This window comes from Anaerolineaceae bacterium oral taxon 439 (assembly GCA_001717545.1).
Taxonomy (GTDB): domain Bacteria; phylum Chloroflexota; class Anaerolineae; order Anaerolineales; family Anaerolineaceae; genus Flexilinea.
Genome location: CP017039.1, coordinates 290,724 through 307,788, shown reverse-complemented (window position 1 = coordinate 307,788; position 17,065 = coordinate 290,724). Strand labels below are relative to the sequence as shown.

General features: G+C 56.0%; 16 protein-coding genes. 9 read left to right on the top strand and 7 right to left on the bottom strand.

Features of this window, described 5'->3' with window-relative positions; genetic code table 11:
* Positions 1–2 precede the first annotated feature (2 nt).
* The 6 genes from BEQ56_01490 (at position 3) to BEQ56_01465 (ending at position 7,207) form a co-directional block, all read left to right on the top strand.
* Complete coding sequence (locus tag BEQ56_01490) at positions 3–683, top strand: tRNA (adenosine(37)-N6)-threonylcarbamoyltransferase complex dimerization subunit type 1 TsaB (GenBank protein ID AOH42269.1); 681 nt, start codon at positions 3–5, stop codon at positions 681–683.
* Complete coding sequence (locus BEQ56_01485; protein ID AOH42268.1) at positions 680–1,168, top strand: ribosomal-protein-alanine N-acetyltransferase; 489 nt, start codon at positions 680–682, stop codon at positions 1,166–1,168. The genes BEQ56_01490 and BEQ56_01485 overlap by 4 nt, the downstream gene beginning before the upstream one ends.
* Positions 1,165–1,893: a hypothetical protein gene (locus BEQ56_01480; GenBank protein ID AOH42267.1), complete on the top strand. Its 729-nt coding sequence runs from the start codon at positions 1,165–1,167 to the stop codon at positions 1,891–1,893. Before BEQ56_01485 ends, BEQ56_01480 begins: the two co-directional genes overlap by 4 nt.
* A 250-nt stretch (positions 1,894–2,143) precedes the next feature.
* Complete coding sequence (locus BEQ56_01475; GenBank protein ID AOH42266.1) at positions 2,144–3,265, top strand: hypothetical protein; 1,122 nt, start codon at positions 2,144–2,146, stop codon at positions 3,263–3,265.
* Between the two features lie 107 nt (positions 3,266–3,372).
* A complete protein-coding gene (locus BEQ56_01470) occupies positions 3,373–4,473 on the top strand; it encodes a hypothetical protein (GenBank protein ID AOH42265.1) in 1,101 nt (366 codons plus the stop codon).
* On the top strand, positions 4,427–7,207 hold the full coding sequence (locus tag BEQ56_01465; GenBank protein ID AOH42264.1) for a hypothetical protein: 2,781 nt from the start codon (positions 4,427–4,429) through the stop codon (positions 7,205–7,207). Before BEQ56_01470 ends, BEQ56_01465 begins: the two co-directional genes overlap by 47 nt.
* A 61-nt stretch (positions 7,208–7,268) precedes the next feature.
* Here the strand turns inward: BEQ56_01465 and BEQ56_01460 are convergent, their stop codons facing one another.
* The 3 genes from BEQ56_01460 to BEQ56_01450 are packed head-to-tail and all read right to left on the bottom strand — an operon-like array spanning position 7,269 to position 11,311.
* Entirely contained in the window at positions 7,269–8,426 is a 1,158-nt protein-coding gene (locus BEQ56_01460) for a hypothetical protein (GenBank protein AOH42263.1), read from the bottom strand.
* Positions 8,423–9,391 carry a glycosyl transferase gene (locus BEQ56_01455; GenBank protein ID AOH42262.1) on the bottom strand — a complete coding sequence of 323 codons (969 nt, stop codon included), beginning with the start codon at positions 9,389–9,391 and terminating at the stop codon, positions 8,423–8,425. Before BEQ56_01455 ends, BEQ56_01460 begins: the two co-directional genes overlap by 4 nt.
* A 15-nt stretch (positions 9,392–9,406) precedes the next feature.
* On the bottom strand, positions 9,407–11,311 hold the full coding sequence (locus tag BEQ56_01450) for a hypothetical protein (protein AOH44348.1): 1,905 nt from the start codon (positions 11,309–11,311) through the stop codon (positions 9,407–9,409).
* A gap of 245 nt (positions 11,312–11,556) precedes the next feature.
* On the opposite strand from BEQ56_01450, the gene BEQ56_01445 reads away from it, so the two are divergent.
* Together BEQ56_01445 and BEQ56_01440 are read left to right on the top strand one after the other, a co-directional pair.
* Positions 11,557–12,072: a peptidylprolyl isomerase gene (locus BEQ56_01445; GenBank protein AOH42261.1), complete on the top strand. Its 516-nt coding sequence runs from the start codon at positions 11,557–11,559 to the stop codon at positions 12,070–12,072.
* Between the two features lie 111 nt (positions 12,073–12,183).
* Positions 12,184–12,354: a ferredoxin gene (locus tag BEQ56_01440; GenBank protein AOH42260.1), complete on the top strand. Its 171-nt coding sequence runs from the start codon at positions 12,184–12,186 to the stop codon at positions 12,352–12,354.
* 584 nt (positions 12,355–12,938) lie between these two features.
* On the opposite strand, the gene BEQ56_01435 is transcribed toward BEQ56_01440, so the two are convergent.
* The 4 genes from BEQ56_01435 to BEQ56_01420 all read right to left on the bottom strand — a co-directional run bounded on the left by BEQ56_01435 (position 12,939) and on the right by BEQ56_01420 (position 16,727).
* Entirely contained in the window at positions 12,939–13,964 is a 1,026-nt protein-coding gene (locus tag BEQ56_01435; GenBank protein AOH42259.1) for a hypothetical protein, read from the bottom strand.
* 67 nt (positions 13,965–14,031) lie between these two features.
* On the bottom strand, positions 14,032–15,051 hold the full coding sequence (locus BEQ56_01430; GenBank protein AOH42258.1) for a hypothetical protein: 1,020 nt from the start codon (positions 15,049–15,051) through the stop codon (positions 14,032–14,034).
* 170 nt (positions 15,052–15,221) lie between these two features.
* Entirely contained in the window at positions 15,222–16,253 is a 1,032-nt protein-coding gene (locus BEQ56_01425; GenBank protein ID AOH42257.1) for a hypothetical protein, read from the bottom strand.
* A 129-nt stretch (positions 16,254–16,382) separates the two neighbouring features.
* Positions 16,383–16,727: a hypothetical protein gene (locus tag BEQ56_01420; protein AOH42256.1), complete on the bottom strand. Its 345-nt coding sequence runs from the start codon at positions 16,725–16,727 to the stop codon at positions 16,383–16,385.
* 94 nt (positions 16,728–16,821) lie between these two features.
* Between BEQ56_01420 and BEQ56_01415 the strand changes: the two genes are divergently transcribed.
* Complete coding sequence (locus BEQ56_01415; GenBank protein ID AOH42255.1) at positions 16,822–17,022, top strand: hypothetical protein; 201 nt, start codon at positions 16,822–16,824, stop codon at positions 17,020–17,022.
* Positions 17,023–17,065 lie beyond the last annotated feature (43 nt).

The window sequence follows — 17,065 nt, the reverse complement described above, 5'->3', positions numbered from 1 at the left end:
AAATGATATTAGCGATAGATACCTCGACGGCGATGATCAGCGTTGCGCTTTACGACGGATCGACAATCCTCGGCGAGTTCACCTGGAAAAGCCCGAACCGTCATTCAACCGTCCTCGCCCCCGCTGTCGGGAGCCTCTTCCGGAAAACCGGCGTCCACTTCAGCGATTTATCTGCGTTGGCGGTCGCGCTGGGGCCCGGCTCGTTTACGAGCCTGCGGATCGGGCTGGCGTTCGCGAAAGGAATCAACGCAGCGCTGAATATCCCGATCGTCGGCGTCCCGACGCTCTCCTATTTCGCCGCGTCGCAGCAAACGTCGCGCGCGACGATCTGCGCCGTGTTGACCGCCGGACGGGAAAAATACGCGACGCAGTTTTTTGAAAACAAGGCGAACGGATGCGCCGCGATTTCGGAAATCGACGTGCATACGATCGAGTCTTTATCGGCGGTCATCGTCGCGCCGACGGTAATTACCGGCGAAGTCACGGGCGAAATGCGGACCGCGCTGCGGCGGAGCCAGAACCGCAATATCCGTTTCTCTTCGCCGGGCTTCGAGCTCCGACGCGCCGGATTCTTAGCGGTCCAGGCATGGAAACTGTTCAGGAAGGGCGCGTATGAAAGCGGCGACGGACTGACGCCGATTTACCTGCATACGAACGGGCCTGCCATCCGCGCCGGGGCATGAACTATACGATCGAAAAAATGACCGGGGACGACGTCCGCGCGGTCAGGGAAATCGATTCACGTTCGGCGGCGCTGCCATGGCCGCTCTCATCGTACGAATATGAGGTCAGGCACAACCTCGCCGGACGCGCTACCGTCGCCAGATCGCGGGACGGACTGATCCTCGGGTTCCTGATGGCCTGGCTGATCGTCGACGAGTTTCATGTCGCCAATATCGCCGTCGACACGCCGTTCCGCCGGCTGGGGATTGGGTACGCGCTGATGCGGCAGGGGCTGATCGCCGCGAACCGCGACAACGCCAGGCAATCGTTTTTAGAAGTCCGGATCAGCAACCGACCAGCGATCGAACTGTACGAGAAAATCGGCTATGAAACGGTCTCGATCCGGAAAGGCTATTACCGCGATAATAACGAAGACGCGCTGAACATGAATTTATTTCCAGCGCAGTATCAGGCTTTTATCGAAAGGGAGACCCAGCAGACATGAGTCATCGGGAACAGCAAATCGCCGCTATCGTCGAAGAAATCCGCGCTTGTCAGCGCTGCGTTTTATCCAGGACGCGCGAGCTCTCCGTTCCGGGAGAAGGCAATCTCCACAGCGAGATCCTTTTTATCGGAGAAGGCCCGGGCGCGAACGAAAACCGGACCGGGCGCCCGTTCGTCGGCGCGGCAGGGAAATTCCTCGACGAACTGATCCACGCGGCCGGACTCGAACGAAAGGACGTTTATATTACCAACGTCGTCAAATGCCGCCCGCCGGGGAACCGCGACCCGCTCCCGGAAGAATTGTTCCAATGCGGCGGGTATCTCAAGCGGCAGCTGGAGATTATCGATCCGCTCGTCGTGATCACGCTGGGGCGGGTCTCTATGGCGAATTATTTCCCATTCAAAAAAATTTCCGCGATCCACGGCAAGGCGCATTGGATCGACGGGCGCATGGTCATCCCGATGTTCCACCCTGCCGCCGCGCTGCATCAGCCCGCGCTGAAGGATTTTATTCTCGAAGACTTCCGAAAGCTTCCGGGTATCCTCGAAGAGGCGCGAAGAAGGAAATTCGGGGAAGAAGAGGAAGAAGACATTCCGGAACCGCCGTGGTTCGCCGAAGAAGCCGCCTTTCCGGATCCGCCCCCATTCGCCGCGAATGCGTCGGATTCAGCCGGGAACCAGAGCGAAGGCGAGCCGCCTGAACCGAGCCAGCTGTCGCTCTTCTGAGCGGGGCTTGCGTCCGGACCTTCCAAAGGGCGGAGTCAGTTCCCCCATCGCGCGGTTTCCGGTCCTGCCTGCGCCGCTGGCCGGGTTCGGACGGGCCGAGGCTCGTTTTCCGGATTTTTTCCGATCGGACCGCCTCGATCTGACCCAACGCTACGCGAAGCATGTATAATTATTTATAATCGGATCGGAATTGAGCGGCCGCTGCCGTTTTCCTTCCGGCGACAGACTTTATCCTTACAGGCGAGGCGCATTGAAAGCCGTTTTTTTCGCGAATACAGACTGGTACTTATATAATTTTCGACTGGATTATGCAAAATTCCTGCGGTCGAAGGGCTGGGAAGTCGTTTTCGTCTCTCCGACGGGCGGCTATGAAAGCCTGCTGATCGACGAGGGGTTCCGCGTCATCCCGTTCAGCCTTTCCCGAAAGGGGATCAATCCGTTCATTGAATCCGATACGATTGCGCGGATCCAGTCCGTCCTCGCGCGCGAGAAGCCGGATCTGGTTCAGAATTACACGGTCAAATGCGTCATTTACGGATCGATCGCCGCGAAAAACCTTGGAATCAGCAAAATCGTCAATTCGATTACCGGGCTGGGATATTCCTTCCTGGGACGGACGCCGCTCGCGTTCCTGATCCGGGAAATCGTGCTCCGGCTGTACCGGAAAGCGCTGAAAGGAACGCAGGTCCTCTTCGAAAATCCAGACGACCAGAAAATCTTTATCGACCGCGGCCTCGTCACGACAGACCAATCGCATGTCATCCTTGGAACCGGCGTCAACCTCAACCGGTTCCGACTCATTTCGCTTCCGGAAAATACGCCGGTCGTTATCCTCCCTGCGCGAATGCTCTGGGACAAGGGCGTCCATGAATTCGTCGCCGCGGCAAAAATCTTGCATGGGAAAGGGATAAAGGCGCGCTTCGCGCTGGTCGGCAAAGTCGACGACGGGAACCCGGCGTCCGTCCCCTTCGAACGGCTGACACAATGGCAAAAGGAAGGGATCGTCGAAATCTGGGGCTGGCAGGAGGACATCTTCACCGTTTTTACCATTTCCAACGTCGTCTGTCTCCCTTCCTACCGCGAAGGACTGCCTAAAATCCTGCTGGAAGCGGCGTCCTGCGGACGGCCGATCGTCGCGACCGACGTCGCCGGCTGCCGTGAAATCGTCCGGGACGGGGTCAACGGTTTTCTCGTTCCCGCGCGCAGCGCCGAAGCGTTAGCCGACGCGCTCGAAAAGTTGATCCTTGACCGGGAGCTCTGCCGCCGGATGGGGATCGCCGGAAGGAAGATGGTCGAGGAGAAATTCGCCTCAGCGATCGTCAACGTTAAAACGTACGCGGTATACGCGCTTCTCGAACAGGGCGGACGCTGATCCGGGAAGCGCGAACAGAGGCGGCTGACCCGAGCGTCAGCGAAAGTCGCCGCGACAGTTTAAGCCCGTCCGCAAAATTGAAATGATCGTAAGGTTGGAAAAAAGCCATGATCTTTACGCTCCGTCAAACCGATCCGCTTCTTCTCGCTGTTCTCTACGCGTTCGTCATAGCGTTCCTGATAACGCCGCTCGCGCTTTGGGCCGCGAAAAGAACCGGGCTCATCGATATTCCCAACGCCGAACCGCATAAAAAGCACACGCGCCCGGTTCCCATCGCGGGCGGGATTGCGCTGTTCGCGACGGTCCTGCTGACGTTCGGCATGCTCAACGATCAATTCAGCGACGAGACGAGAAAGCTGCTGATCCCCGCGTCGATCGTTTTCGCCTTCGGTCTTTTCGACGATTACCGTCCGATCCGCCCGAAGCATAAAGCCGTCGCGCAGGCCTGCGCAACCATCGTCCTGATCCTCCTCGGAACGCAGGTACATGTTTTCGAATCGTTTTTTCCGCTGAGCGGGACGCTTTCCTGGCTCCCGAAGACGCTCGATATCCTGGTGACGGTATTCTGGATGGTATTCATTATTAACGCCGTCAACCTGATCGACAGCGCAGACAGCCTCGCGATCGGGATCAGCAACGTAACCATGATTTTCTGCATCCTGCTGACGATGGATACCGGACAATGGGAGATCGTTTACCTCTGCGGAATCCTGCTCGGGGGCGGAATCGTGATTTCGTTTTTCAACGCGTCGCCGGCGAAACTCTTTCTGGGCGACTCAGGGGCGCAGCTGATCGGTTTTTTCCTCGGCGTGATCGCGATCCTGTATAACCCGCCGGTTAAAACGCAGGCGAGCACCTGGTTTGTCCCGATCCTGATGCTGGGGATCCCGATTTTCGATACCGTCCTCGTGACCTATTCACGCTGGCGGCGGAAGCTGATGTTCTACTCCAGCGGAACGGACCACACGTATCACCGTCTCGTAGCGCTGCGTTTTTCCCCGGCGCAGGCCGTCGCGCTGATTCAGCTGGCGGCGACCGGGCTGCAGGTCTTCGCGCTGTTCCTGACGTCAAAAGATCCGCTCTTCGCCAATATCCTGTTTTTCCTGATTGCGGCCGCCGGCGTCGCCCTGATCCTCCTCCTTACCGAAGGGAAAGGTATCCTTGAACCGATTTTCAAACGACCGGGTCAGCCGCCGAGCAACGAATGAGTTTTATTGCGCCGGCGTTTTCGCGTCGGCGCTTCTTTCCGCGCTGTCGATCCTTCTTGAAGGCTCCGCCGGAAGCGACGTCTTCCTGATCGGGTTGACGAAAGCGCGCTTTGCGCTGTTCATGATTCCCTGCGCCGCCGCGATCGCGGCGCTGATCTTTTTTTTCGCCTCCCGTTCATCCTATTCCTCCCGTTCCGCTGAGGTTCCGAAGCGGCGCGCTTCAGAGCCGCTTTTCGTCGCGCATCTCTCTGCCGCGCTCATCTTTTTGGCTGGGCTGCTCCTTCCGTCCGGACGGCTGGGCGCGTACGGCGCGATTTACGAACGACTGAAAGCGATCCTGCTCCTCCTGACCGGATGGGGAGTGACCGGAACGATCGCCTTCTCCGGGGGACGGATCGAAAACGCAGCCCACCGCTGGAGCCGGACGCTGGCAAAATCAGCTTTTCCCGTCTTCGCCATGGGTTTCGCGCTGATCGCCGTCTTTGTCCGGCTGACCGGATTGGGGATCCGGCCCGGAAGCGAATCCTGGTACGAGGCCGCGGTCCCGGTCCTCCCGGAGCAGCTTTACCTGCTCTGCGCCGCCGGGCTGATCCTCGCCGCGTTCGCGCGTTCGCTCCCAACCGTCCGGATCTCGCGGACGCAGCAGTTCCTGATCATCTGGGCGGTTTCAGCGGCGGCGTTTTGCGCGCTCCCAACCCAGCCGCACTTCTTCGCGCCGGGCCCGTATCCGCCGGATTTCCGCTTTTATCCCTATTCGGACGCCGTCTTCAACGATTTTTCCGCCCGCGCTGCCCTCTCGGGCTGCGGATTTTCCTATGGCGGCGCGGTCATGAAGCCGTTCCCAACCTGGATAACCTTCCTTCTCCAGCTCCTCAGCGGCTACAACGTCAATCTTCTTCAGCTGCTGCAAAGCGCGCTGTTCGGGGTCGTTCCCGCGCTCCTCTTCCTGTTCGCCGGCGACGCCGCCGGACCCGGCGCCGGTACGATCGCCGCCGCGCTCCGCGTTTTTCAGGAGCTGAACGCTCAGCGGGCTCAGGCCATCCTGACGGTCCATTCCCGGCTGGAGATGAGCGAATGGGTCGGGGAAATCGTCTTCATCCTGTTTGCGTACCTGATGTACCGGATCACGAAGCCGGGCGAAAGGACTGGCCTCCCCGCGGCGGTCGCGGCCGGCGCCGTTTCAGGCGCCGCGATCTACACGCGCGCCAACTTCTTCGCGCTCCTTCCCGCCGCGCTCCTCTGGCTCGCGGCGACGCTTTTCCGAGAAAAACGCCGTGCGCTGATGAACGCGCTGACGCTGATCGTGGCGGCGGCGCTGACGATCTCGCCCTGGATCGTCCGCTCATGGAAAAATACGCATGAGATTCTCCCGGAGGTATTCGGAACCTTCCAGGCGGTCGTCGTTCAGCAGCGCTTCAGCGACTTCGCTCCGGTCGATCCGCCTGATATCGAGGAAGAACCGGGCGTTCCGGACGAAACCGGGACGGCCCCGGACGCCGGGAACGGTTCACCACATCCAAACGAGATCATGCCGGGCGCCATGCGCGTCCTGAAGACATGGAGCGCTGTCCCAGCCCATGCCGCTGAAAAGAGACCCGAGATTGAAAATGCTCTGCTTTCCGATCTCCCATCGCTGGCAGGCCCAACCCCGCAGGCAGTCAAAGGAATTACAGATAAAAAAAACCATCCTTCTTCGTCCGGCGTCCTGCCCTCCGTCGCGGAAATCGTCCTGAACCACACGTTCCATAATCTATACGCATTGATTTTTATTCCTCCAACCTCGATCGAATTTAATGACTTAGAAAATTTATTCACTAAGGACCAGTCGCCATGGCTGAAAGACTGGAACGGCGAACTTTCGTTCGAAGCCGGATTCTGCCTGCTGATCAACCTCCTGCTGATCTCCGTCGGCCTGGGCACGATGATCCGGACCGACGGTCTGGCTGGAATCGCGCCGCTCTACTGGGCCGCGGTATACAGCGCCGCGCTGGGGATTTCGCGGACCAGCGGCGGCCGGTATGTCGTGCCGATGAATTGGATTGGAGCGCTGACCTTCGCGATTGGACTTTCGACGGCGTTTAAGGCAATTTTTGAAAGCGAAAAAGCCCGGGGAAAAAGCGAAAATCGAAACGTCAGAATCGATTTGAAGCGCTTTTTTGATCGCGGGAAATGTCATGATTCTTCTGTCCGACCGGCCCAGAACGTCGCTTTTTTTGGTATCGCGGTTTTCTTCGGTTTATCGTTTTGGGCAATGACGATTTATGAAAAGAATTCCGCTCCCGCCCCGCTTCCCGAGATTTCGACGAACTCGTTTTTCGAAGCCGATCCGCTGATCGATTGGAACGAACTTCTGTCGCGCGTTGAATCCGGCGAAATCCGCCGTTTTCAGGGAACCGCCGTTTATCCGCGCTTTTATTTTTATCAAACCGGCGAGCATGGGGCCGACCCGCTCTTCCGTAACAAGCCCTATTCGCGCCTGACGCTCCGCGTCATGGGGACCGGCTCTGCCGCTGATGTGATGATCCCGATGCGCGAGGTTCCGGAAGGGCTGACCGCCGGGGACGCCGTCACTGTCTTCGGCTGCATGGAACCGGGAAACGCCTATCTTGACGCGCTGCTGCTGGTAAAAACCGGCGGAGAAAAAGCGGTCACGGTCTATCGGCGCGATCCAATGCCGGAAATCGGATGTCCGGTTCGGGAACCGATCTGTCCGGAAACGAATCAGTGCTATTAAATTTGAATTCGCTGAATTCGCTTTATAAACCCAAAGATAAATTATCCGCGGCAGCCTGATCTCAGCTGCCGCGAAGGACCTCCCGGAACGCGTTTTCGTACGCGTCGGTTACGGTCTCGATATCAAAGCTTTCGCTCAGCTCGTAGCTCGCGGCCTTAAACGCGCGGAGCTTCGCGGGTTCCGCAATCAATTCGCGGATCGCGCCTGCGAACCCCGGGGTATCCTCCGGATCGAAAACGTATCCGTTCCGCCCGGGGAGGACGACATCCGTATTTCCCCCGGCGTTGGACAGCACGAGCGCCAGTCCGGTCGCTAACGCCTGAATCCCGACGATCGGAAGTCCCTCCGCTTTCGAAGGCAAAAACAGAATATCGCTCGTCCGGAAAATCTCAATCACCCGCTCCGGCTCGATCCACCCGGTCATCCGAATCCGGTCGGAAAGACCGATATCGCGAATCTTCTCGTTGAGCCCGGCCCGCTCCTCCCCGTCCCCGATCAGGACACAATTCCAGGATTCATCCCGCAGCGCATCCAGGGTCCGCAACAGCTGGGGCAGGTTTTTCTGCGGAACGAAACGACCGGCGAAAACGATTCGGACCGGATCGTTCGCCGCGATCGGAAGCTTCGCCCTGACCTTCGTTCGGTCGATCCCGTTCGGAATGACGTCGATCGGAACGCGGTAGCTTTGAAGCGCGAGCGACCGGGAAAACTGGCTGACCGCAATCATTTTCGACGCCTTGTTCCAAATCGGCAGCGTAAAAGGATAGATGCGCTTGAACCATGCGCCGGTCTTCTCGGGCGACGCGCCGGGGATGTCCCCAAGATGAACCGTTATCACGTAAGGGATCCGTTTCAGCCGCGATATCGCAAAGGCCGCCGCTCCCGCCGGAACGGCGAAATGCGCGTGGATCAGGTCCGGGCGAAAATCCTTACCTGAAAAAAGACCGAAGCGAGTCGATGCTGACACGAACGCCAGCATCGACCTGAAGTCCGCGCGGAACATTTCCTTCCTCCCGACGTTCAGGCGGACGATTTCAACGGTTCCGGGAGTTGTCACGGATTCAGGCAGCGTTTCCCGTTTTGGAAGCTCTCCAAAACCGGAGGTCAGAACGCGAAGCTGATGGCCCCGGCGCGCGAGCGAACCGACGAGGTCGCGCGCGATCATTCCGCCGCCGCCGCCGATCGGCGGAAACTCATGGATCAGGACCAGGAGCTTCATCCGCGGCACGATCCAGACGAACCATTCCCGATATTCCGCGTCTCGCGAATCGTGTACGTCTTCTTATCCTGCGACTCATAGTACGCGCGCGTCAGGAGCTCGGCGATCAGTCCCATAAAAACCGAAATCACGCCCAAAATAAAAATCATGATACTGATCGAGAAAAGCGGAGAAGCGACGACCGAAACGCCCCAGCCCAGCCGACGGATCGCTAAGATCAGGAACGCAGCCAGCCCGATCAGCATCAGCGAAATTCCCAGACCGCCGAACAGGTAAATCGGTTTCGCGGAAAACGACGTCAGGAACTTCACCGTGAATAAATCGAGAACGACTTTCAGCGTCCGTTCCAGCCCGTATTTCGGTTTTCCGAATCGTCGCGGATGATGAAGGACGACGACTTCGACAATCTTCGCGCCGACCGAATTGGCGAACGCGGGAATGAACCGGTGCATTTCGCCATAAAGCCGGAAGCCGGTCAGCACCTCGCGGCGATAAATCTTCAGCGTGCAGCCATAGTCATGCAGCGGGACGCCGGTAACCTTCCCGATCAGCCAGTTCGCGATTTTCGACGGCAGCCTCCGGGAAGCGTTATCCTTCCGCGACTTCCGCCACCCGCTGACGACGTCGTAACCCTCGTTCAGCTTCTCGATCATCATCGGAATATCGGCAGGATCGTTCTGCATGTCAGCGTCGATCAACGCAATCAGGTCGCCCTTCGCGAAATCAACGCCAGCGGCGATCGCCGCGGTCTGTCCGAAGTTGCGGCGCAGCTGGATGACGCGGACATGATCCGGATCCCGATCCGCCAGCTCCGCCAGCGTTTCAAAAGATCGATCGCCGGATCCATCGTCAACAAGAACCAGTTCCCAATCCTCTATCCCGGCGAGCGCCTTCACGACGGCGTTATACAGGAGCGGAATATTTTCGTATTCGTTATAAATCGGAGAGATAACGGATAAGTACATGCGGCAGCCTTTCCATCATAAATCCAGCGACGACCATTCGTCCATCGCCGCGTTCAGTTCAGATTCAATCATATTATACCGCTCGCTCAGGCGCGTAAACTCAGTGAACGATCCACCCGCGCGGTTCAGCGCCTCGCCAAGCTGAGCCAGGTCGGTTTCCAGCGCCGTAATCCGCTCTTCGAGCGCCCGCGCCCGTTTTTCCAGCCGCAGCTGCTCATTGTTCGAACGAACCGGTTTCCCATCCCCAGAGACCGCAGGAGTCAGGCGCTTTTCGCCGTCCGCCCCATTTTTTACCGGCTGGGGACGACTTTTCTCACTCCGCTTCGCGCCCATATACGCGCTGTACGTTCCAGCGAAAACCTCGATCGTCCGCTGCTCAGGGCGCACAATCCAAAGCTGCGTCGCGATCGCGTTAATCAGGTAGCGGTCATGCGAAATCAGCAGGATCGTTCCATTAAAGGCCTTCAGGACCGACTGAAGCGTCTCCTGCGCGGAGACGTCGAGATGGTTCATAGGCTCGTCGAGCAACAGCAGATTCGCATCCTGAAGCGACAGGAGCGCAATCGCCAACCGTCCCCGCTCCCCGCCCGACAGCGCCGAAACTCGCTTATACGCGTCGTCGCCGCGAAAAAGGAAGCGAGCCGCGAAGCCTCTGACTTCGCCGGGAGTCAACGCCGGCGCGGCTTCGGCGATTTCGTCGTAAACGGTCCATTCAGGATGGAGCGACTCATGCACCTGCGCGAAATAGCCAAGCCGGGTATTCGCGCCCATCACGACTTCGCCATGAAGCGGAGCTAATTGCCCCAGGATCGTTTTAACGAGCGTGCTCTTTCCGGTTCCGTTCGGCCCGATGATCGCGGCGCATTCCCCGCGCATCAGCGTCACGTCCGGCATCCGGATCAGCGTCACCCGATCGTCCGGGTAGCCGATTTCAACGCCTTGGGTCCGCAGCGTCAGGTCCCCGGACCGAAGGTCCGTCCGTAAGCGCAGCCGGATCGGTTCGAGAGACTGCGGCCGGACCAGCTCGCGATCCCGCAGCAGCCGTTCCAATCGTTTGCGCCGCCCCTGCGCTTGACGCGTGTTGACGCCTTCGATATTCCGTCGGATATACGCTTCTTCCTTCGCGATAAACTCTTGCTGCGCTTCGTATTCTTTAATCCGCCGCTCATACCGCTCGCCGCGCTGCGTCAGGTAGGCGCTGTAATTTCCTGCGTATTCCTCCAGGTCCGCCGACAGCTCAAAGATCATATTCACGACCTGATCGAGGAAATAGCGGTCATGCGATACGATCAGGACCGCGCCTGGGAAAGACTGAAGGTAGCTTTCGAGGAATTCGACCGATTCGATATCCAGGTGATTCGTCGGCTCGTCGAGCACGAGCAAATCCGGATCCATCAGCAGCAGTCTCGCCAGATACGCGCGCGTTTTCTGACCGCCGGAGAGCTGACGCCAGGGACGGTTCTCCTCTCCACCGGTCAGTCCGAGGCCTTGAAGGACCTGCCGGATCCGCGATTCGATCGTAAAACCGCCCACCGTTTCGAACCGCGTCAGCAGCCTTCCATAGGCCTCGACCCGCTCCGGGTCCGGATCTCGCTGAAGCTCGCCTTCGAGCTTCTCCAGCTGCGCCTTCATATCCAACAGATCAGCAAACACGCCGCGGCAGGCTTCGAGCGCCGTGCCGTCAAAGATGGACGTAATCTGCTGCGGAAGGTAGCCGATTTTCAAGCTCTTTCCACGCCGAATCGTTCCTTCGTCCGGAGACAGCTCGCCGATCAGGATTTGGATCAGCGTCGTTTTTCCCGAGCCATTCTGACCAACGATGCCGATCCGGGCCCGCGGTGGAACCGCCAGCGACACGCCAGAAAAAATATCTTCGGCGCCGAACGATTTTGAAATGTTTTTTGCGACGATCAGCGACATAGTTTTTACCGCTGCATAGTATACCATCAGTCCTATCCCTTCCCAGGCACGCCGTGCGCGTTCCGTTCTTCCGCCGATACCGAAGGCTTTCATTCTCGCACTGGCAAAATGTTTCACGTGAAACATCGCGATCGATCCATCGACCTGATTTTTATATGTTTCACGTGAAACATATAATCCTATGAGCGGAACCATTCAGCGTCAAACTGTGGTATTAATTGATCATTCCACATCAGGAGAACCGTATGACAGAAAAGAAATATTCAAAACAGCCAGATTTCAGTCTCGACCTGAAATCAACCTATACCGCAATCCTCCACACCGACCTCGGCGATATCAAGGTCAGACTTTTCGCCGATCTTGTTCCAACAACGGTTAATAACTTTGTCTTCCTTTCGAGGGAAGGTTTTTACAACGGAACCATCTTCCACCGAGTCATCAAAGACTTCATGGCGCAGGGCGGCGATCCAACCGGAACCGGCAGAGGCGGACCGGGGTATCAGTTTCGCGACGAATTCAACGCGAAGCTGCGTCACGATAAACCTGGAGTCCTTTCCATGGCAAACGCCGGTCCCAATACCAACGGATCCCAGTTCTTCATCACATTCGTCCCCACGCCCTGGCTTGACAATAAGCACACAGTTTTCGGCGAGGTCACAGAAGGAATGGATGTTGTGTTATCCATTCCGGAACGGGATCCGCGCTATCAGACGAAAGCGGGAAAATTGATTTCTATCGAAATTATCGAAGAAAAAAGTTAAAGTTTTCTTTCGACTTTTCATCTTCCAAACAGCGTGATACAATAAAGCTATATAGAGAAACAGGGAAGCTCTATATGCAAAATACAGATTTTCAGGAATGGGAGATTGAAAATGGCTTACAGAATTTCAGATGCTTGTATTGCGTGCGGCGCCTGCGCCGCGGAATGCCCGGTTGAAGCGATTTCCGAAGGCGATATTTACGTCATCGACGAATCAACCTGCATCGATTGTGGAAACTGCGCAAATGTTTGCCCGGTTGGCGCTCCGGCTCCGACCGAATAAGCGTATCAAACGAAGGTCAACGGAAGGCCCGTCAGAAATCTCTGATGGGCTTTTCTTTTTCTCCGGTATTCCGCTTTTTTTGGGAAAACCTATCAGCTGTGAAAGGTATCTCTTTTTAGCCCGATTCTTGCAATAATTCAACCGTATGAAAAAGCTGATCCGGCGGGTGAGGAATTCCCTCGGACAATAGTTAGCGCTTTATTTTATGGATGATTTCTCTATTCTCTTCTTTCCTATGAGTTTTTAAGGGAGGAGGTAATATTCTTTAATATAGGCTGTGGACAGTGTGGATAAGTCGGATACAGTTTCGAAATTTCCGCTTTTTCCTCAGGAGCTCGCTTGAAGCTTAAAGAAAAGTTATCCCGGGTTATCCAACTCCGTCCATGGGATAACCCGCTTATCCCGCCCCACCGCCGTTTCTTTCCACATTAAAAAATCTATCCACGCGATTCTCCTGGTTATAAGCTGTGGACAGCGTGGACAGATTTTCGATTTGAAGGTTGAAGCGTCGTTTTACCTGAAAGAAACCTTTGGTTTGAACTATCCGGAATTTCCGGATAGTTGGATTCCGCGATGTTGGGGCGTCATTCTGCTTTGTAAACGTACTGGATGCGCAGCTGATTCTGGGTGCTGCCGATCCAGTGCCCGATGCCGCCCTGCTTCGTTCGGTAGGTAAGAATTACGTTGGGGCCGGAGAAGCCTGCATGGATGCGAACCGGATGCACCCGCCATGACGTCGAGCGATGACCGTTTTTGAATCGGGGATCCCTGTAGGCGTAAATAACGAGCGCGTCCACAACGGGATTCTCCGGCAGGTCTGTTTGAGGGTCGAATTCTCCGTTCTCGATTAGATCGGCGACCGTCGGACCGCCGCTGACGGATACTGGCTTTCCATCGATGGCCTCTGCGCCGCCAAACCCATGAAAGTAATCGTCATCGGTGGATTTTACCGGGATCGTAGCGAAATGAGGATTAAAGTAGTCGGCCCGGTAATTCAGCGCGATTGCGATTTGATAAATCCCCCATTCAAAATCCGCGAGATAAATTCCGAACGATTCGTTCGTCGGGTACCCGCGCAGCAGGTCGGAATCGGTTTTTTCATGACCGTATTCGTCGAACTGGACCGCGTCTGGACGATAAAAATTGATCTTCACTTTGTATCCGTACTGGGTCCAGATCGGATCCGGCTTCCCGGATTCCTGGCCTTCTGGATCAATTTGAAAATAGTTGTAACCGTCGAACGACAGCGTCGTTTTGACGATTTCCGCGTCGGCGGGAATGACGCCGCCGTTGAAATACGCGAACTCCTGCCGGACGGTCCGGCAGAGCCGCGCTTCTCCGTCTCCATTATCTTCGCGGACGCCTTCGACGTACCTCTCTTCGCAGTCCTCTTCCGATTCGACCCCGTTCCCGCTCAGCGTCAGCGTGAAACGGATCTTCTCCGGGTCGACGGTCAGCTCGCTCAGCTTCATCTCGAAGCGGTCGAGCGCGTCGATCCGGCTTTCCGTCTCGCCGGGATACGCCGCCGCGCCGTTAAACCGGCAGAGCGCCGCGGATAAAAGGATCAGGATCAGAATTCCTTTTTTTGTGGAATAAAAGATGCTTTTCATGTCTTGCCTCCCTGCTCTGATAAAGGTGTGAAAACAGATCGATTCTTCTGTGGTAAATGGCGTTCCATTATTGGATTGTACTTGTGTATTGGATTCTGTAGCGATTCATGACTCTTCCGATCCAGTGGCCGACGCCGCCCTGCCTCGTTCGGTAGGTGACCGTCACTTTTGATGGAAGGAGAACGAGGTCGATCCGCAGCGGTTCTACCATCGAGCGATCGTATTCGGCGCCATTTCCAAAGCCCGGATCGTTATAAGCGTAGACAACATGTTGGTCAGAGACAGGATCGTCAGGCATCGCCTCTGAAATATCTGTATGCCCCTGCTCGATTAATTCCGCGACGGTCGGTTGACCCTGGAATCCGGCCTTCCCGTCAACGATTGGGAATCCGGATAAATCATGCCGAAAATCGTCGCCAGCGGAAAGGATCGGCAGAAACGCGAGCTTTGGATTAAAGAAATCTGAACGATACGTCATTGCAAAAGCAAATTGATTGACGCCCCACTGTACGGCGGATAGATAGATTCCGAACCTTTCTTTCGTTCGGTAGCCCCGAATCATGAACTCCGTAGATTCCTCGTTCTGATCCGTAACTTTGACGGCCTCCGGATTATAGAAGCAGACGTTATATTTAAATCCGCCTTTTTTCCAGAAAGCTTCCGGCTCCCCCTGGAAAAAATCCGGTGGGTGGATCTGGAAGAAATTTTCGTCGTCGAACGACAGCGTCGTTTTGACGATTTCCGCATCGGCGGGAATGACGCCGCCGTTAGAATACGTGAACGCCTGCCGGACGGTCCGGCAGAGCCGCGCTTCACCGTCTTCATTCTCTTCGCGGATGCCTTCGACGTACCTCTCTTCGCAGTCCTCTTCCGATTCAACCCCGTTCCCGCTCAGCGTCAGCGTGAACCGAATCTCCTCCGGGTCGACGGCCAGCTCGCTCAGCTTCATCTCGAAGCGGTCGAGCGCGTCGATCCGGCTTTCCGTCTCGCCGGGGTACGCCGCCGCGCCGTTAAACCGGCAGAGCGCCGCGGATAAAAGGATCAGGATTAAAAATCCCGTTTTTTTGGAATAAAAGATGCTTTTCATGTCTTGCCTCCCTGTAAAAGAAAACCGAAACGGACACAGAAATGATTCAAATCTGCCCCTCGAACCTATATCTTTTAAAAACGAGTCTAATATGCGTATATTGGAAAAGTCAAGTTGTTTTTATAACGTCTTTTTTATGATCTTCATCTTAAAAAACGTTATCCGAAAGCTTACTGGATAAAGTCCGATTCCTGCGCGCTGAAGCCGTTTTCGTTCCCCCAGCGCTCGATCCCCTCGTCGACGCAGTCGATAAAATCGCTGAGCTGGCTCTCTCGCGTTTCATGGAACGGAAGCCCGGCCTGAAGCGCGTTCAGGAACCCATCGTAATGCGGATTGCCCTGCAGCGAGCACCACTCCACCACGACGCTCCAGGTTTTCAGCATCAGCCACAGCGCTGAAATCAGGTGCTCGTCCCAGTACGTTTCGACGGCGGCGGTATAGTATTTAAGCCGGAACGCATGATATTTTGGAATGCTCCTGGCAAGGTCGCTTTTGCCGAACTGCTCCAGGTAGTACGTCCAGGATTGAAGGAAGTAGTCGCGATGCGGCTTGAGGTCGTTTTCGCTCAGGAAAAGCTGGTTCAGGAGCGGGACCGCTTCCTCTAATTTCACCGCATCGCAGACATCCTTAAACGATTTCAGGATGCGCCGGTCGGTTAACGGATGACCGTTCAGCGATGCGACCGAGTTGCAGACGTTCTCGATCGTCTGCAGCGTTGTCAGGATGTAGCGGGACTGCGTCATCGACCGGTTCTGGCGCAGCTCGCGGTAGCTCTCGAACGCTTTGGCGAAAAAGATCCGCGAACGCTGGAGGACGCAGCCTGGTTGAAAAAAGCCGGCTGAGATCGCGGCCTGCGTGAATTCGAACCAGTGACCTTTCCCGTAAAGAAGGACCGGATTGAAACAGAGCGCCGGTCCGACCCATGGATCGAGGCGAATTTTCCGCTGCGGCGTGTAATAGGCCTGCTGGAAGAAATGAATATCCAGCGTCGCCTCTTCGGTAATCGGGACGATCTGGCGCGGGATATCGCGCGGGTGATTATGCACGATGACGAGATCGACGTCCGTCGTTCCGCCGATAAACGGATCCTCGTTCAGCATCGACCCGGTCAGATAAATACAGATAATATTCGGATCTTTTCGAACGATCTTCGTCAGGTACGAATTCGTCAGGTTCAACAGCCGTTCCCGCGTCAGTCTCATGCGTTTCCTCTATTCCTATTTTACTTAGATTTAAATAAAATGAGGCGCTTGATTTCTGAGTCGGGCGTTAAACTTCGTTGAATCCGGGAAATGGCCGGCTTTTTCTGGCTGCGGAGGGAAATCGCGCGGTTATCGATCGAGGCTGGCTTCGTCGCTCAGGAATTCCTTAATCCCCATCGTGACCAGCCCGTTTTCGTCTCTCCGGAGCAGGATCGGGTCCCGTACGATCAGGATTTTCCGGAACGAGTCCCTGACGTTCAGGAGCGGTCGTTTTTCCTGATTCTTTTTTTCTTCCGTCCGGAGCGTGAACGCCGATTGCAGGTAATACCGTTGGTTCCCGCGGTTCGCGACGAAGTCGATTTCCGTCTGCTGCCTGCGATAGCCGCTGCTTTCGCTTTTCTCGCTGACTTCGACGACGCCGACGTCGACCGAAAACCCACGGTATCGGAGCTCGTTAAAAATAATATTCTCCATTTACGAAGTAGAAGTAAATCAGGGCTTGAAATATAAGGCTTTCAAATGCCGGTCCTGTTGGTATCTCACAGAGAATCCACAATGCGGATCGCAGATGAATTCCTGTCTATGGAAGGCGGTCGGATTTCTTGAGATATCTTATAATAAAGTAGAAAAAGAAAACGCAGACTTGAAAAGGAAAATGAGAGTTAAGAAGATCGTACTTGTTGTAAATGGCTGTATTTGTCCGGCGCTTGGAACGGTGGGAGCCGTCCTTCCGATACTTCTGCAATCAGATGAGAGCATATACATTTAATTGCAGCGCCTGATGGGTGCGTTTATCGACTCTGTTTTTAATG

Coding starts and splice junctions, on each gene's coding strand:
- BEQ56_01420 (AOH42256.1), bottom strand. CDS start 16,727: ATGGAGAATATTATTTTTAACGAGCTCCGATACCGTGGGTTTTCGGTC.
- BEQ56_01425 (AOH42257.1), bottom strand. CDS start 16,253: ATGAGACTGACGCGGGAACGGCTGTTGAACCTGACGAATTCGTACCTG.
- BEQ56_01480 (AOH42267.1), top strand. CDS start 1,165: ATGAGTCATCGGGAACAGCAAATCGCCGCTATCGTCGAAGAAATCCGC.
- BEQ56_01455 (AOH42262.1), bottom strand. CDS start 9,391: ATGTACTTATCCGTTATCTCTCCGATTTATAACGAATACGAAAATATT.
- BEQ56_01485 (AOH42268.1), top strand. CDS start 680: ATGAACTATACGATCGAAAAAATGACCGGGGACGACGTCCGCGCGGTC.
- BEQ56_01445 (AOH42261.1), top strand. CDS start 11,557: ATGACAGAAAAGAAATATTCAAAACAGCCAGATTTCAGTCTCGACCTG.
- BEQ56_01470 (AOH42265.1), top strand. CDS start 3,373: ATGATCTTTACGCTCCGTCAAACCGATCCGCTTCTTCTCGCTGTTCTC.
- BEQ56_01440 (AOH42260.1), top strand. CDS start 12,184: ATGGCTTACAGAATTTCAGATGCTTGTATTGCGTGCGGCGCCTGCGCC.
- BEQ56_01460 (AOH42263.1), bottom strand. CDS start 8,426: ATGAAGCTCCTGGTCCTGATCCATGAGTTTCCGCCGATCGGCGGCGGC.
- BEQ56_01490 (AOH42269.1), top strand. CDS start 3: ATGATATTAGCGATAGATACCTCGACGGCGATGATCAGCGTTGCGCTT.
- BEQ56_01450 (AOH44348.1), bottom strand. CDS start 11,311: ATGTCGCTGATCGTCGCAAAAAACATTTCAAAATCGTTCGGCGCCGAA.
- BEQ56_01415 (AOH42255.1), top strand. CDS start 16,822: ATGAATTCCTGTCTATGGAAGGCGGTCGGATTTCTTGAGATATCTTAT.
- BEQ56_01435 (AOH42259.1), bottom strand. CDS start 13,964: ATGAAAAGCATCTTTTATTCCACAAAAAAAGGAATTCTGATCCTGATC.
- BEQ56_01430 (AOH42258.1), bottom strand. CDS start 15,051: ATGAAAAGCATCTTTTATTCCAAAAAAACGGGATTTTTAATCCTGATC.